Genomic DNA, 12,371 nt, shown 5'->3' on the forward strand with positions numbered 1-12,371 from the left:
TCCGGTGCGCTTGTGGCGCATGGGCAGACGGTCGACTGATCGCGGCTTAAGTTTTTGTGAACCTGTTGTCGTGCAATCCGACTTCCGGTAAATTGGTAAGACCAATTTACAAAGCCGAGCGCTCAGGGTAAAAGCCCTGCTGGCGGCGTGTCAATTTGCTGCTCTGCGACTTTTGTCGAGGGCGCTCGGGAGCGTGCGTTGGTCTTGTTGCCGGCGGCGCCACTGGGTAGGCTGCCGCGCGCTGTGCTGGGCGCGCCTGGAGCGCGGCTCAGGGTGAGAGGGCGAGGGAGTTCACGAAGATGAGTTTTGGTCAGGTCAAGCAGCGCCGTTTGTCGGACGACATCGTCGAGCGGCTGGAGGCGATGATCCTCGAGGGCACTCTCAAGGCCGGCGAGCGGCTGCCAGCCGAGCGCGTGCTGGCCGAGCAGTTCGGCGTATCGCGGCCCTCACTGCGCGAGGCGATCCAGAAGCTCGGCGCCAAAGGGTTGCTGGTCAGTCGCCAGGGTGGTGGCAACTATGTCAGCGAGGGGTTGGGCTCGATGTTCAGCGATCCATTGCTGCACCTGCTGGAAAGCAACCCGGAGGCGCAGCGCGATCTGCTGGAATTTCGCCACACCCTGGAAGGCTCCTGTGCCTACTACGCGGCGCAGCGCGCGACCGAGGTGGATCATCAGCGCCTGAAGCAGGCCTTCGATGCGCTGCAGGATTGCTACCAGCGTGTTGGAAAGGTGAGCCGTGCGGAAGAGGGCGCGGCAGACGCAGCCTTCCACCTGGCCATCGCCGAGGCCAGCCACAACGCTGTGCTGCTGCACACCATCCGCGGGCTGTTCGACCTGCTCAAGCGCAACGTGGTGACCAATATCGGCGGGATGTACGCGCAGCGCGACGAAACCCGCGAGCAGCTGATGCGCCAGCACCGAGAGTTGTACGAAGCGATTATCGGCGGGCACGCGGAAGCGGCGCGGGAGATTTCCCAGCGACACATCGACTACGTGCAGGAAGTGCTGGCCGAGGTGCAGGCGAAGGAACTGCGCCTGCAACGGGCACAGCGGCGCCAGGGCGCGGTGGACGCTTGACCGGCAACGCGCCCTCGCAGGAGGGCGCGTAGGGGCTCAGTCGTCCTTGCCGTGACGGATGGCGCGCTGGATTTCCCGGTCGGAGTCACGCTCCTTCTCGGTGCCGCGCTTGTCGTACTCTTTCTTGCCCTTGGCCAGTGCGATCTCGCACTTGATCAGGTGCTTCTTCCAGTACATCGACAGCGCGACGCAGGCGTAGCCTTTTTGCTGCACGGCACCGAACAGCTTGCCCAGCTCGCGCTTGTGCAGCAGCAGTTTGCGCGTGCGCACCGGGTCGGCGATGACGTGGGTGCTGGCAGTGGTCAGCGGCGTGATGTGGCTGCCCAGCAGCCAGGCTTCGCCATCCTTGAGCAGCACGTAGCTGTCCACCAGCTGCGCCTTGCCGGCGCGCAGGCTTTTCACTTCCCAGCCGGCCAGGGCGACGCCCGCCTCGAAGCGCTGCTCGATGAAGTAGTCGTGCAGAGCCTTCTTGTTCTGCGCGATGGTCCCCGAAGGGTGTTTCTTCTGTTTAGCCATAGGCCGCGCATTATAGGGAGTCGCTCGCCGCGCCGCTATCGGGACAGCATGCGACGGCATGCAAGCTTGAGGGTGTGTGGCTAATCTCGGACAATGCGCGCTGTTTTTTTGAGCAGCGGGCGTATGAAACGCCCTACAACCAAGCGAGACGTCTATGAGCACGCATATCCAGCGTTCGGCGCTGCTGCCCTATCCGGCGAAGGCGCTGTACGACCTGGTCAACGATGTGGCGCGCTACCCGGAGTTCCTGCCCTGGTGTTCCGCCTCCACCGTGCTGGAGGAAAGCGATACCGCCATGCGCGCCGAGCTGACCGTGGCCAAGGGCAGCATCACCCAGCGCTTCACCACCCGTAACGTGCTGGTGCCGGGGCAGAGTATCGAGATGAACCTTGAGGAAGGCCCGTTCACCCAGCTGCATGGCGTGTGGACTTTCAAGGCGCTGGGCGACAAGGCCTGCAAGATTTCCCTCGACCTGACCTTCGACTATGCCGGCGCCCTGGTGAAAGCCACCCTCGGCCCGCTGTTCACCCAGGCGGCGAACACCATGGTCGATGCCTTCTGCCAACGCGCCAAGCAGTTGCATGGCTGAATCCGCGAGCATCGCCATCGAGGTCGTCTACGCGTTGCCGGAGAAGCAGGTGCTGCTGCGCCTGAGTGTTCCGCGCGGCACGCGGATGCGCGAGGCGGTGTTGCTGTCGGGCATCGTCGCGCAATTTCCCGGCCTGGATGTGCAGGGCTGCCCGCTGGGTATCTTCGGCAAGGCGGTGGCCACGCCCGAGGAGCGTGTGCTGGAGGAGGGCGAGCGGGTGGAAATCTACCGTCCGCTGATCGTCGATCCCAAGGAAGTGCGCAAGCAGCGGGCCGCACGGGCCAAGGCGGCGCGCGGCTGACCCCTGTGCGATGCTGATTGCCGTGCGATGAAATCGCAGGCAACAAAAAGCCCGGCACTGGCCGGGCTTTTTCGTTGGAGCGAATCCCTTACTGCGGATTCTTGTCCAGCGGTTCCGGAGTCGGGATCGGCACGGTTTCCACCTGGTCGACTTCCTTCTGGATCTGCTCTTCCACGGAGCCGGGCTTGGCCGGTTCTTCCTTGGGCTGTTCGGGCTGCTGCTGGGTCGGCTGCGACGGCGTGGTAGCCGGGGTGCCTTCCTTGCCGAGGATCGACTCGTCGCGGCTGACGCCGGGCATGAAGTCGCCATTCAGGCCGACCAACTGGTCGTTTTCGCCGAAGTACAGGCTCATGCGCTCCTGCTGGCGCTGACCGCCGCCGGGTTGGATGCTGTAGAGGTAGTCCCAGCGATTGGGGTGGAAGGTGTCCACGATCAGGGGGTTGCCCATGATAAACCGCACTTGGCGCCGGGTCATTCCGGGCTTCAACTGGTCTATCATATCCTGCGTTACAACGTTGCCCTGCTGGATGTCGATCTTGTAGACCCCCGGGAACGAGCAACCGGCGAGTGCGGCGAGTCCCAGCCCGAAAGCGAGACTGGTCAGCATGAGCTTGGCGTTTTGCATCAAGGGGTGACTTCCACTATCTTGGCTGAGCGACGAAATCCCGATCATACCTGTATTGAGAGATGCTGCGAAGCATTCCGCGCCGAGAAAGCACACATGGTTGAAAATAGCGAACTGCGCAAAGCCGGACTTAAGGTCACACTGCCGCGCGTCAAGATCCTCCAGATGCTCGATTCCGCCGAGCAGCGCCACATGAGCGCAGAGGATGTTTACAAAGCGCTGATGGAGGCGGGTGAAGACGTCGGTCTGGCCACCGTCTACCGCGTCCTGACCCAGTTCGAAGCCGCCGGCCTGGTGGTGCGCCACAACTTCGATGGCGGTCATGCCGTCTTCGAACTGGCCGACAGCGGTCACCATGACCACATGGTCTGCGTCGATACCGGCGAAGTCATCGAGTTCATGGACTCGGAAATCGAGAAACGCCAGAAGGAGATCGTCAAGGAGCGCGGCTTCGAGCTCGTCGATCACAACCTGGTGCTCTACGTGCGCAAGAAGAAATAAGCGCACGCGGATGCAGAAACGGCGACCTTCGGGTCGCCGTTTTCGTTTGTGCGGTTCTTTTGTAGGAGCGAGCTTGCTCGCGAACAAGTTGCCCGGTTGCCTCAGTGCCAAGCGGTTCGCGAGCAAGCTCGCTCCTACAAGAGGGCCAAGGTGCTTGGGGGGGGATCAGCCTTGTACGGCCGAATCCACCATCTTGCGGGCGTGGGCCAGGGATTCCTTGGTCAGGTCCACACCGCCAAGCATGCGGGCGATTTCCTCGATGCGCTCGGCCTTCTTCAGGTTGGCCACGGCGGTGCGGGTTTCGCTGGTGTCGCGGTCCTTGTGCACGAACAGGTGCTGGTGGCCCTGGGCTGCAACCTGCGGCAGGTGGGTGACGGTGAGCACCTGGCCGCGATCACCGAGGCGGCGCAGCAACTGGCCGACCACTTCGGCGGTGGGTCCGCCGATGCCGACGTCCACTTCGTCGAAGACCAGCGTGGGGATGCGCGAGGTCTGGGCGGTGATCACCTGGATCGCCAGGCTGATGCGTGACAATTCGCCGCCCGAAGCGACCTTGGCCAGGCCTTTCATCGGCTGGCCGGGGTTGGCGCTGACCAGGAACTCCAGCTGCTCCAGCCCATTCATCTGCGGCTCGTCGGAGGCGGCGTCGCGCAACTCGATGGCGAAACGACCGCCGGGCATGCCCAGGCGCTGTATTTCAACTTCCACGGCCTTGGCCAGTTTCGGGGCTGCGTCGCGGCGAATCTGGCGGAGTTCGTCGGCCTTCTCCTGATAGTGGCGGGCGAAGGCGGCCAGTTCGTCGCCCAGGCGCTCCACGGCTTCGTCGTCGGCGTTCAGCGCCTCCAGTTCGTCCAGCAGGCGTTGCTGCAGATCCTGCAGCTCGTGGGGCTGCACGCGGTGCTTGCGCGCGAGGCTATAGATGGCGTCCATGCGCTCTTCCAGCTGCTGCAGGCGCAGAGGGTCGGCGTCGAAGTGGTCGACGAAGCGGTTCAGCTCGCCGATGGCTTCCTCCACCTGGATCTGCGCGCTGGACAGCAGGTTCACCGCTTCGCCCAATGCAGCCGGCTGGCTCGGGAAGGCGGTGAGGCGGTTGAGGCTGGAGGTCAGCGCGGACAGCACGTTGCCGGCATCGCTTTCACTGCACAATTCGACGACCTGGCGGCAGGCGGCAATCAGGCTGCCGGCGTTGCTCTGGGTCTTGTGTTCGGCCTCCAGCGACTCCAGTTCGTTATCACCCAGGCCGAGGTTTTCCAGTTCCTCCAGCTGGTAGCTGAGCAACTGGTGGCGGGCGCGTTGTTCGTCGCCGTTGCGCGACAGGCGGTCCAGCTCCTGGCGGGTCTGCTTCCAGCGTTGCGCGGCGAGGTGCACCTGGCGCGCCAGGTCCTGGCTGCCGGCGAATTCGTCGAGCAGGCGGCGATGGGTGTCGGCCTTGAGCAGCGACTGGTGTTCGTGCTGGCTGTGGATGTCGATCAGCAGTTCGCCCAGGTGCTTGAGGTCGCCCAGCGGGCAGGGCGTGCCGTTGATATAGGCGCGGGAGCGGCCTTCGGCGGTGATCACCCGGCGCAGGATGCACGGGCCGTCCTGCTCCAGGTCGCGCTCGGCGAGCCAGTCGCGGGCCTCGGCAATCGCGCTGACATCGAAGCTGGCGAGAATGTCTGCCTTGTCGGAGCCGGGGCGTACCACGCCGCTGTCGGCGCGGTCACCCAGGGCGAGGCCGAGGGCGTCGAGCATGATCGACTTGCCGGCGCCGGTTTCGCCGGTGATCACGGTCATGCCGGCGGCGAGCTCGAGATCGAGGTGCTCGACGATGGCGTAGTTGTGCACGGACAGATGAACCAGCATGGGCGGCGGCTCCGCAGAAAGGTCTGTTTATTTATACAGTATTTTTTGCGGCTGGCAATTCTCCCTTGTCGCCTGCTGGTTGGTCCTTGGGGTCAAGGCCCTTGAAGTAAAAAAAACGCACCCCATATACACGGCAGAGCCGCGGACCATAGGGTTCGCTTTGTTTTCAAAGGCTTATTTTCTTTTTTAGGAGAGTGGCATGTCTGACGAACAACAGACTCAGGATTCCCAGTTCAACGAGCAGCCGGACATCGGCGCTACCGGGGACCTGAACGCCCGCGTGCTGGAACTGGAAGAACAGGTTGCCGCGGCGAAGGACCAGAGCCTGCGCGCCGTCGCCGAATTGCAGAACGTCCGCCGCCGTGCCGAGCAGGACGTGGAGAAGGCGCACAAGTTCGCCCTGGAGAAATTCGCCGGCGACCTGCTGCCGATCGTCGATACCCTCGAGCGCGCGCTGGAGATGTCGAACCCGGAAGACGAAGTGATCAAGCCGATGCGCGAAGGCATCGAACTGACGCTGAAGATGTTCCACGACACCCTCAAGCGCTACAACCTCGAGCCGGTCGACCCGCACGGCGAGCCGTTCAACCCCGAACACCACCAGGCCATGGCCATGGAAGAGAGCATCCGCCTCGAGCCGGGCAGCGTGGTCAAGGTGTTCCAGAAGGGTTACCTGCTCAATGGTCGCCTGCTGCGTCCGGCCATGGTCGTGGTCAGCAAGGCACCGGAACAAACTCCGCCTTCGATCGACGAGAAGGCTTGAAATCCACCACCCGGTCCCCATCTGGGTAATCAACCGAGCCAAAGACCCGCAACAGGGTCAGCGCGGAATCTAATTTCTGGAGAGTGAACTATGGGCAAAATCATTGGTATCGACCTGGGGACCACCAACTCCTGTGTGTCCATCCTGGAGAACGGTAACGTCAAGGTCATCGAGAACGCCGAAGGCGCTCGTACCACCCCGTCGATCATCGGCTACGCCAACGACGGTGAAATCCTGGTCGGTCAGCCGGCGAAGCGCCAGGCCGTGACCAACCCGACCAACACCCTGTACGCCGTCAAGCGCCTGATCGGCCGTCGTTTCGAAGAAGACGTCGTACAGAAAGACATCAAGATGGTCCCGTACAAGATCGTCAAGGCTGACAACGGCGACGCCTGGGTCGAGGCCAAGGGCCAGAAGATGGCTCCGCCGCAGGTCTCCGCCGAAGTCCTGAAGAAGATGAAGAAGACCGCCGAGGATTACCTGGGCGAGCCGGTCACCGAAGCGGTCATCACCGTTCCGGCCTACTTCAACGACAGCCAGCGTCAGGCCACCAAGGACGCCGGCCGCATCGCCGGCCTGGACGTCAAGCGCATCATCAACGAGCCGACCGCGGCCGCGCTGGCCTACGGCCTGGACAAGGCCAAGGGTGACCACACCATCATCGTCTACGACCTGGGCGGCGGTACCTTCGACGTTTCCGTGATCGAGATCGCGGAAGTCGACGGCGAGCACCAGTTCGAAGTGCTGGCCACCAACGGTGACACCTTCCTCGGTGGTGAAGACTTCGACCTGCGCCTGATCGACTACCTCGTCGAGGAGTTCAAGAAAGAATCCGGCATGGACCTCAAGGGCGACCCGCTGGCCATGCAGCGCCTGAAGGAAGCTGCCGAGAAGGCCAAGATCGAGCTGTCCTCGACCCAGCAGACCGACGTCAACCTGCCGTACGTCACTGCTGACGCCTCCGGCCCGAAACACCTGAACGTCAAGGTTTCCCGCGCCAAGCTGGAATCCCTGGTGGAAGACCTGGTCACCCGCACCATCGAGCCGTGCCGCGTTGCGCTGAAAGACGCAGGCCTGGACGTGTCGAAGATCGACGAAGTGATCCTGGTCGGCGGCCAGACCCGCATGCCGCTGGTGCAGAAGACCGTTGCCGAGTTCTTCGGCAAGGAAGCGCGCAAGGACGTCAACCCGGACGAAGCCGTTGCCATGGGTGCTGCGATCCAGGGCGCCGTGCTGGCCGGCGACGTGAAGGACGTGCTGCTGCTCGACGTCACCCCGCTGACCCTGGGTATCGAAACCCTCGGTGGCGTGATGACCGCGCTGATCGACAAGAACACCACCATCCCGACCAAGAAGTCGCAGGTGTTCTCCACTGCCGATGACAACCAGGGCGCCGTGACCATCCACGTGCTGCAGGGCGAGCGCAAGCAAGCCGGGCAGAACAAGTCGCTGGGCAAGTTCGACCTGGCCGACATCCCGCCGGCTCCGCGCGGCGTGCCGCAGATCGAAGTGACCTTCGATATCGACGCCAACGGCATCCTGCATGTCGGCGCGAAGGACAAGGCCACCGGCAAGCAGCAGTCCATCGTGATCAAGGCTTCCTCCGGTCTGTCCGAGGACGAGATCCAGCAGATGGTCCGCGACGCCGAGGCGAATGCCGAGGAAGACCGCAAGTTCGAGGAGCTGGCCGCTGCCCGCAACCAGGGTGACGCGCTGGTCCACGCCACTCGCAAGATGGTCACCGAGGCTGGCGACAAGGCCACTGCCGAGGAGAAGGCTGCCATCGAGAAGGCTCTCGGCGAGCTGGAAGTTGCCGTGAAGGGCGACGACAAGGCCGAGATCGAAGCGAAGATGAATGCGCTGTCCCAGGCATCCACCCCGCTGGCGCAGAAGATGTACGCCGAGCAGCCGCAGCCGGGTGCTGCCGCTCAGGGCGAGGCCGCTGACGACAAGGCTGGCGACGATGTCGTCGACGCCGAGTTCGAAGAGGTCAAGGAGAACAAGTAAGCCGCGTGCTTGCTTCCGCTCCGGCGCACCGACCAGCGTGTCGGTGCGCATGAAACGTCACGCGGGGGCTTGCTCCCGCGTTGGCGTGTCTGGGGGAACGGTTTTCAGAGTGCAGGAAAGTTATGGCCAAACGTGATTTTTACGAGGTACTGGGTGTCGAGCGCGGCGCCAGCGAAGCGGACCTGAAAAAGGCCTATCGCCGGCTCGCCATGAAGTTCCACCCGGACCGCAATCCCGGCGACAAGGAGGCCGAGGATAAATTCAAGGAGGCCAACGAGGCGTACGAGGTCCTGTCCGACGCCAGCAAGCGCGCGGCCTACGATCAGTACGGCCATGCCGGTGTCGACCCGCAGATGGGTGGCGGCGGTGCGGGCTTTGGTGGGGCGAGCTTCTCGGACATCTTCGGTGATGTCTTCAGCGACTTCTTCGGTGGCGCTGGCGGCCGCGGTGGTTCCCGTGGCGGCCCGGCCCGTGGCGCCGACTTGCGCTACACCCTGGACCTGGACCTGGAAGACGCGGTTCGCGGCACTACCGTGACCATCCGCGTTCCGACCCTGGTCGGCTGCAAGACCTGTAGCGGCAGCGGCGCCAAGCCCGGCACCACGCCGGTCACCTGTACCACTTGCGGTGGTATCGGCCAGGTGCGCATGCAGCAAGGCTTCTTCTCGGTGCAGCAGACCTGCCCGCGCTGCCATGGCAGCGGCAAGATGATCACCGACCCTTGTGGCTCCTGCCACGGCCAGGGTCGTGTGGAAGAGCACAAGACCCTGTCGGTGAAGGTACCCGCTGGTGTCGATACCGGCGACCGCATCCGCCTGACCGGCGAAGGCGAGGCCGGCGCCCATGGTGGTCCGGCGGGCGACCTGTACGTGGTGGTGAACGTGCGCGAGCACGACATCTTCCAGCGTGACGGCAAGCACCTGTACTGCGAAGTACCGATCAGCTTTGCCGATGCTGCCCTGGGTGGCGAGCTGGAAGTGCCGACCCTGGATGGTCGCGTGAAGCTGAAGATTCCCGAAGGCACCCAGACCGGCAAGCTGTTCCGTCTGCGCGGCAAGGGCGTTGCCCCGGTGCGCGGCGGCGGTGCCGGCGACCTGATGTGTCGCGTGGTGGTGGAGACGCCGGTGCAGTTGGACAAGCGTCAGCGCGAGCTGCTCGAAGAGTTCCGTGGCACCCTGCAGGGCAACTCTTCCAACTCGCCCAAGGCCAGTGGCTGGTTCGAGGGCATGAAGCGCTTCTTCGACGATCTATGATGCAGGGCCCCGGCGGTGCGAATCGCCCGGGGCCTTTTTAGCTTGGAGCTGTTTTATATGCGACGTATAGCCGTAATGGGCGCCGCCGGGCGCATGGGCAAGACCCTGATCGAGGCCGTGCAGCAGACCGGCGGCAGCGCTGGCCTGACTGCAGCGGTGGACCGCCCGGACAGCACCCTGGTGGGCGCCGACGCGGGCGAGTTGGCCGGCCTGGGCCGTATCGGTGTGCCGCTGTCGGGCGATCTCGCCAAGGTGGTCGACGAGTTCGATGTGCTGATCGACTTCACCCACCCGACCGTGACCCTGAAGAACCTGGAAGTCTGCCGCAAGGCCGGCAAGGCCATGGTTATCGGCACCACGGGCTTCTCCGCGGCGGAGAAGGAACTGCTCAACGAAGCGGCGAAAGACATCCCGATCGTCTTCGCAGCCAACTACAGCGTCGGCGTGAACCTCTGCCTGAAGCTGCTCGATACCGCCGCTCGCGTTCTGGGTGACGATGTGGATATCGAGATTCTCGAAGCACATCACCGCCACAAGGTCGACGCTCCGTCCGGCACTGCGCTGCGCATGGGTGAGGTGGTCGCCAACGCGCTGGGTCGTGACCTGGAGAAAGTGGCTGTCTATGGTCGTGAAGGCCAGACCGGCGCTCGCCCGCGCGAGACCATCGGCTTTGCCACTGTGCGTGCTGGCGATGTGGTGGGCGATCACACCGTGCTGTTCGCCGCGGACGGCGAGCGCGTGGAGATCACCCACAAGGCCTCGAGCCGCATGACCTTCGCGCGTGGCGCTGTGCGTGCTGCGCAATGGCTGGAAGGGCAGGCCAATGGCCTGTACGACATGCAGGACGTACTCGGCCTTCGCTGAGTGGCATGGCCGTACGTCGTGCAAAAGGTGGACCATGATGTCGCATTTCTGTAAACTACAGCTTTAGTGTGTCCACTAAAAGTAGCGCAGCATGATCACATAAAAAGCGGGATGACTTCTTCTGATGTCATCCCGCTTTTTTACAATCTGCGCACGCCCAGCCAGGCTTGAACTACGGGAGGTCTTCTTGACTAAGCCAGCCATACTTGCACTTGCCGACGGCAGCGTTTTTCGCGGTGAAGCCATCGGCGCCGACGGCCAGACCGTCGGAGAGGTGGTGTTCAACACCGCCATGACCGGCTACCAGGAAATCCTTACCGATCCTTCCTACGCCCAACAGATCGTTACCCTGACCTACCCGCACATCGGCAACACCGGCACTACGCCCGAAGATGCCGAGTCGAACAAGGTCTGGGCCGCCGGCCTGATCATTCGCGACCTGCCGCTGCTCTCCAGCAGCTGGCGCGACAAGCAGTCCCTGCCGGACTACCTGAAAGAGAACGGCACCGTTGCCATCGCCGGCATCGACACCCGCCGCCTGACCCGCATCCTGCGCGAGAAGGGTTCGCAGAACGGCTGCATCCTGGTCGGCGACGACGCCACCGAGGAAAAAGCCCTCGAACTGGCGCGCGGCTTCCCGGGCCTGAAGGGCATGGACCTGGCGAAAGTCGTGTCCTCCACCGAGAAGTACGAGTGGCGCTCCAGCGTGTGGAACCTGGAAACCGACAGCCATCCGGAAATCGCCGCCGCCGACCTGCCGTACCACGTAGTCGCCTATGACTTCGGCGTGAAGCTGAACATCCTGCGCATGCTGGTCGCCCGCGGGTGCCGCCTGACCGTGGTGCCGGCACAGACCCCGGCGAGCGAAGTGCTGGCCCTGAACCCGGACGGCATCTTCCTTTCCAACGGCCCTGGCGACCCCGAGCCGTGCGACTACGCCATCCAGGCGATCCGCGAGTTCCTCGACACCGAGACGCCGATCTTCGGCATCTGCCTGGGTCACCAGCTGCTGGCCCTGGCTTCCGGCGCCAAGACTGTGAAAATGGGCCACGGCCACCATGGCGCCAACCACCCGGTGCAGGACCTGGATTCGGGCGTGGTGATGATCACCAGCCAGAACCATGGTTTCGCCGTGGACGAGGCGAGCATGCCGGCCAACCTGCGTGCCACCCACAAGTCGCTGTTCGACGGCACCCTGCAAGGCGTCGAGCGCACCGACAAGGTGGCCTTCAGCTTCCAGGGTCACCCGGAAGCCAGCCCGGGTCCGCACGACGTGGCTCCGCTGTTCGACCGCTTCATCGCGGCGATGGCCGAGCGCCGCTGAGTCCCGGCTGTTTTCGAGAGAGACGGAAGAGGGAAAGAAGATGATGCCGACCCTGGGAATCACCGACCTCTGGACCTACGTCCTGGGTACGTTGTTCATCGTCCTGCTGCCGGGGCCGAACTCGCTGTTCGTCCTCGCCACCGCCGCCCAGCGCGGCGTGGCCTCGGGCTACCGGGCGGCGAGCGCGGTGTTCCTGGGCGATGCGATCCTGATGTTCCTGTCGGCGCTGGGTATCGCCTCGGTCCTCAAGGCTGAGCCGATGCTGTTCCTGGGGCTGAAGTACGTCGGTGCCGCCTACCTGTTCTACTTAGGGTTAGGCATGCTCCGCGGTGGCTGGCAGAAGTTGCGTCACCCGCTGGAAGCGGCGGCCGCGCCGGCGAAGGAAGTGGACGTCAACCAGCCGTTCCGCAAGGCGCTGCTGCTGAGCCTGTCCAACCCCAAGGCGATCCTCTTCTTCATCTCCTTCTTCATCCAGTTCGTCGACCCGGGTTACGCCTATCCCGGCCTGTCGTTCCTGGTGCTGGGCACGATCCTCGAGATCATCAGCGCCCTGTACCTGAGCTTCCTGATTTTCTCCGGTGTGCGTCTGGCGGCCTGGTTCCGTCGGCGGCAACGGCTGGCTGCCGGCGCCTCGAGCGGCGTCGGCGCCCTGTTCGTCGGCTTTGGCGTGAAGCTGGCCAGCGCAACCCTTTCCTGAATATTGCAACGAG

At 63.8% G+C, this 12,371-nt stretch carries 13 protein-coding genes; 10 read left to right on the forward strand and 3 right to left on the reverse strand.

Translation table 11 applies throughout. The annotated features are described in order from the left end of the window. The first annotated feature begins 299 nt into the window (after positions 1–299). The gene (locus UB43_RS25150; protein ID WP_045216708.1) at positions 300–1,076 is read left to right on the forward strand and encodes an FCD domain-containing protein; all 777 of its coding nucleotides are present in this window, start codon (positions 300–302) and stop codon (positions 1,074–1,076) included. Positions 1,077–1,112: 36 nt separating this feature from the next. Here the strand turns inward: UB43_RS25150 and smpB are convergent, their stop codons facing one another. After that, positions 1,113–1,592: an SsrA-binding protein SmpB gene (gene smpB, locus UB43_RS25155; protein WP_017518965.1), complete on the reverse strand. Its 480-nt coding sequence runs from the start codon at positions 1,590–1,592 to the stop codon at positions 1,113–1,115. Positions 1,593–1,746: 154 nt separating this feature from the next. On the opposite strand from smpB, the gene UB43_RS25160 reads away from it, so the two are divergent. Together UB43_RS25160 and UB43_RS25165 are read left to right on the forward strand one after the other, a co-directional pair. Next, positions 1,747–2,181, forward strand: a complete 435-nt coding sequence (locus UB43_RS25160) for a type II toxin-antitoxin system RatA family toxin (protein ID WP_045216710.1) — start codon at positions 1,747–1,749, stop codon at positions 2,179–2,181. Then, the gene (locus UB43_RS25165; RefSeq protein ID WP_045216713.1) at positions 2,174–2,482 is read left to right on the forward strand and encodes an RnfH family protein; all 309 of its coding nucleotides are present in this window, start codon (positions 2,174–2,176) and stop codon (positions 2,480–2,482) included. The genes UB43_RS25160 and UB43_RS25165 overlap by 8 nt, the downstream gene beginning before the upstream one ends. An 88-nt stretch (positions 2,483–2,570) precedes the next feature. Here UB43_RS25165 and UB43_RS25170 read toward each other — a convergent pair whose 3' ends face one another. Next, the gene (locus tag UB43_RS25170) at positions 2,571–3,107 is read right to left on the reverse strand and encodes an outer membrane protein assembly factor BamE (RefSeq protein ID WP_045216715.1); all 537 of its coding nucleotides are present in this window, start codon (positions 3,105–3,107) and stop codon (positions 2,571–2,573) included. Between the two features lie 96 nt (positions 3,108–3,203). Between UB43_RS25170 and fur the strand changes: the two genes are divergently transcribed. Further along, on the forward strand, positions 3,204–3,608 hold the full coding sequence (gene fur, locus UB43_RS25175) for a ferric iron uptake transcriptional regulator (RefSeq protein ID WP_009613072.1): 405 nt from the start codon (positions 3,204–3,206) through the stop codon (positions 3,606–3,608). 165 nt (positions 3,609–3,773) lie between these two features. Here fur and recN read toward each other — a convergent pair whose 3' ends face one another. Beyond that, positions 3,774–5,450 carry a DNA repair protein RecN gene (recN, locus tag UB43_RS25180; RefSeq protein WP_045216720.1) on the reverse strand — a complete coding sequence of 559 codons (1,677 nt, stop codon included), beginning with the start codon at positions 5,448–5,450 and terminating at the stop codon, positions 3,774–3,776. A gap of 199 nt (positions 5,451–5,649) precedes the next feature. Between recN and grpE the strand changes: the two genes are divergently transcribed. The 6 genes from grpE (at position 5,650) to leuE (ending at position 12,358) form a co-directional block, all read left to right on the forward strand. Continuing rightward, positions 5,650–6,213 carry a nucleotide exchange factor GrpE gene (gene grpE / locus UB43_RS25185; protein ID WP_045216721.1) on the forward strand — a complete coding sequence of 188 codons (564 nt, stop codon included), beginning with the start codon at positions 5,650–5,652 and terminating at the stop codon, positions 6,211–6,213. A gap of 90 nt (positions 6,214–6,303) precedes the next feature. Further along, positions 6,304–8,220 carry a molecular chaperone DnaK gene (dnaK, locus tag UB43_RS25190; protein WP_045216722.1) on the forward strand — a complete coding sequence of 639 codons (1,917 nt, stop codon included), beginning with the start codon at positions 6,304–6,306 and terminating at the stop codon, positions 8,218–8,220. A gap of 122 nt (positions 8,221–8,342) precedes the next feature. Beyond that, positions 8,343–9,473: a molecular chaperone DnaJ gene (gene dnaJ, locus UB43_RS25195; protein ID WP_045216723.1), complete on the forward strand. Its 1,131-nt coding sequence runs from the start codon at positions 8,343–8,345 to the stop codon at positions 9,471–9,473. 57 nt (positions 9,474–9,530) lie between these two features. Beyond that, on the forward strand, positions 9,531–10,337 hold the full coding sequence (gene dapB, locus UB43_RS25200; protein WP_045216726.1) for a 4-hydroxy-tetrahydrodipicolinate reductase: 807 nt from the start codon (positions 9,531–9,533) through the stop codon (positions 10,335–10,337). Positions 10,338–10,524: 187 nt separating this feature from the next. Then, on the forward strand, positions 10,525–11,661 hold the full coding sequence (carA, locus tag UB43_RS25205) for a glutamine-hydrolyzing carbamoyl-phosphate synthase small subunit (RefSeq protein ID WP_024765312.1): 1,137 nt from the start codon (positions 10,525–10,527) through the stop codon (positions 11,659–11,661). A 43-nt stretch (positions 11,662–11,704) separates the two neighbouring features. Next, positions 11,705–12,358 (forward strand): leucine efflux protein LeuE, encoded by a 654-nt coding sequence (gene leuE / locus UB43_RS25210; protein ID WP_156160495.1) that lies wholly within the window; start codon positions 11,705–11,707, stop codon positions 12,356–12,358. Positions 12,359–12,371: the final 13 nt, after the last annotated feature.

It is taken from the genome of Pseudomonas sp. 21 (assembly GCF_000955805.1).
In the GTDB taxonomy this organism is placed as follows: Bacteria; Pseudomonadota; Gammaproteobacteria; order Pseudomonadales; family Pseudomonadaceae; genus Pseudomonas.

What these genes read in the sequence shown, in the direction of transcription:
- UB43_RS25160 (WP_045216710.1), top strand. Translation starts at nt 1,747, where the DNA reads ATGAGCACGCATATCCAGCGTTCGGCGCTGCTGCCCTATCCGGCGAAG.
- UB43_RS25150 (WP_045216708.1), top strand. Translation starts at nt 300, where the DNA reads ATGAGTTTTGGTCAGGTCAAGCAGCGCCGTTTGTCGGACGACATCGTC.
- smpB (WP_017518965.1), bottom strand. Translation starts at nt 1,592, where the DNA reads ATGGCTAAACAGAAGAAACACCCTTCGGGGACCATCGCGCAGAACAAG.
- fur (WP_009613072.1), top strand. Translation starts at nt 3,204, where the DNA reads ATGGTTGAAAATAGCGAACTGCGCAAAGCCGGACTTAAGGTCACACTG.
- UB43_RS25165 (WP_045216713.1), top strand. Translation starts at nt 2,174, where the DNA reads ATGGCTGAATCCGCGAGCATCGCCATCGAGGTCGTCTACGCGTTGCCG.
- leuE (WP_156160495.1), top strand. Translation starts at nt 11,705, where the DNA reads ATGCCGACCCTGGGAATCACCGACCTCTGGACCTACGTCCTGGGTACG.
- grpE (WP_045216721.1), top strand. Translation starts at nt 5,650, where the DNA reads ATGTCTGACGAACAACAGACTCAGGATTCCCAGTTCAACGAGCAGCCG.
- recN (WP_045216720.1), bottom strand. Translation starts at nt 5,450, where the DNA reads ATGCTGGTTCATCTGTCCGTGCACAACTACGCCATCGTCGAGCACCTC.
- UB43_RS25170 (WP_045216715.1), bottom strand. Translation starts at nt 3,107, where the DNA reads ATGCAAAACGCCAAGCTCATGCTGACCAGTCTCGCTTTCGGGCTGGGA.
- dnaJ (WP_045216723.1), top strand. Translation starts at nt 8,343, where the DNA reads ATGGCCAAACGTGATTTTTACGAGGTACTGGGTGTCGAGCGCGGCGCC.
- dapB (WP_045216726.1), top strand. Translation starts at nt 9,531, where the DNA reads ATGCGACGTATAGCCGTAATGGGCGCCGCCGGGCGCATGGGCAAGACC.
- dnaK (WP_045216722.1), top strand. Translation starts at nt 6,304, where the DNA reads ATGGGCAAAATCATTGGTATCGACCTGGGGACCACCAACTCCTGTGTG.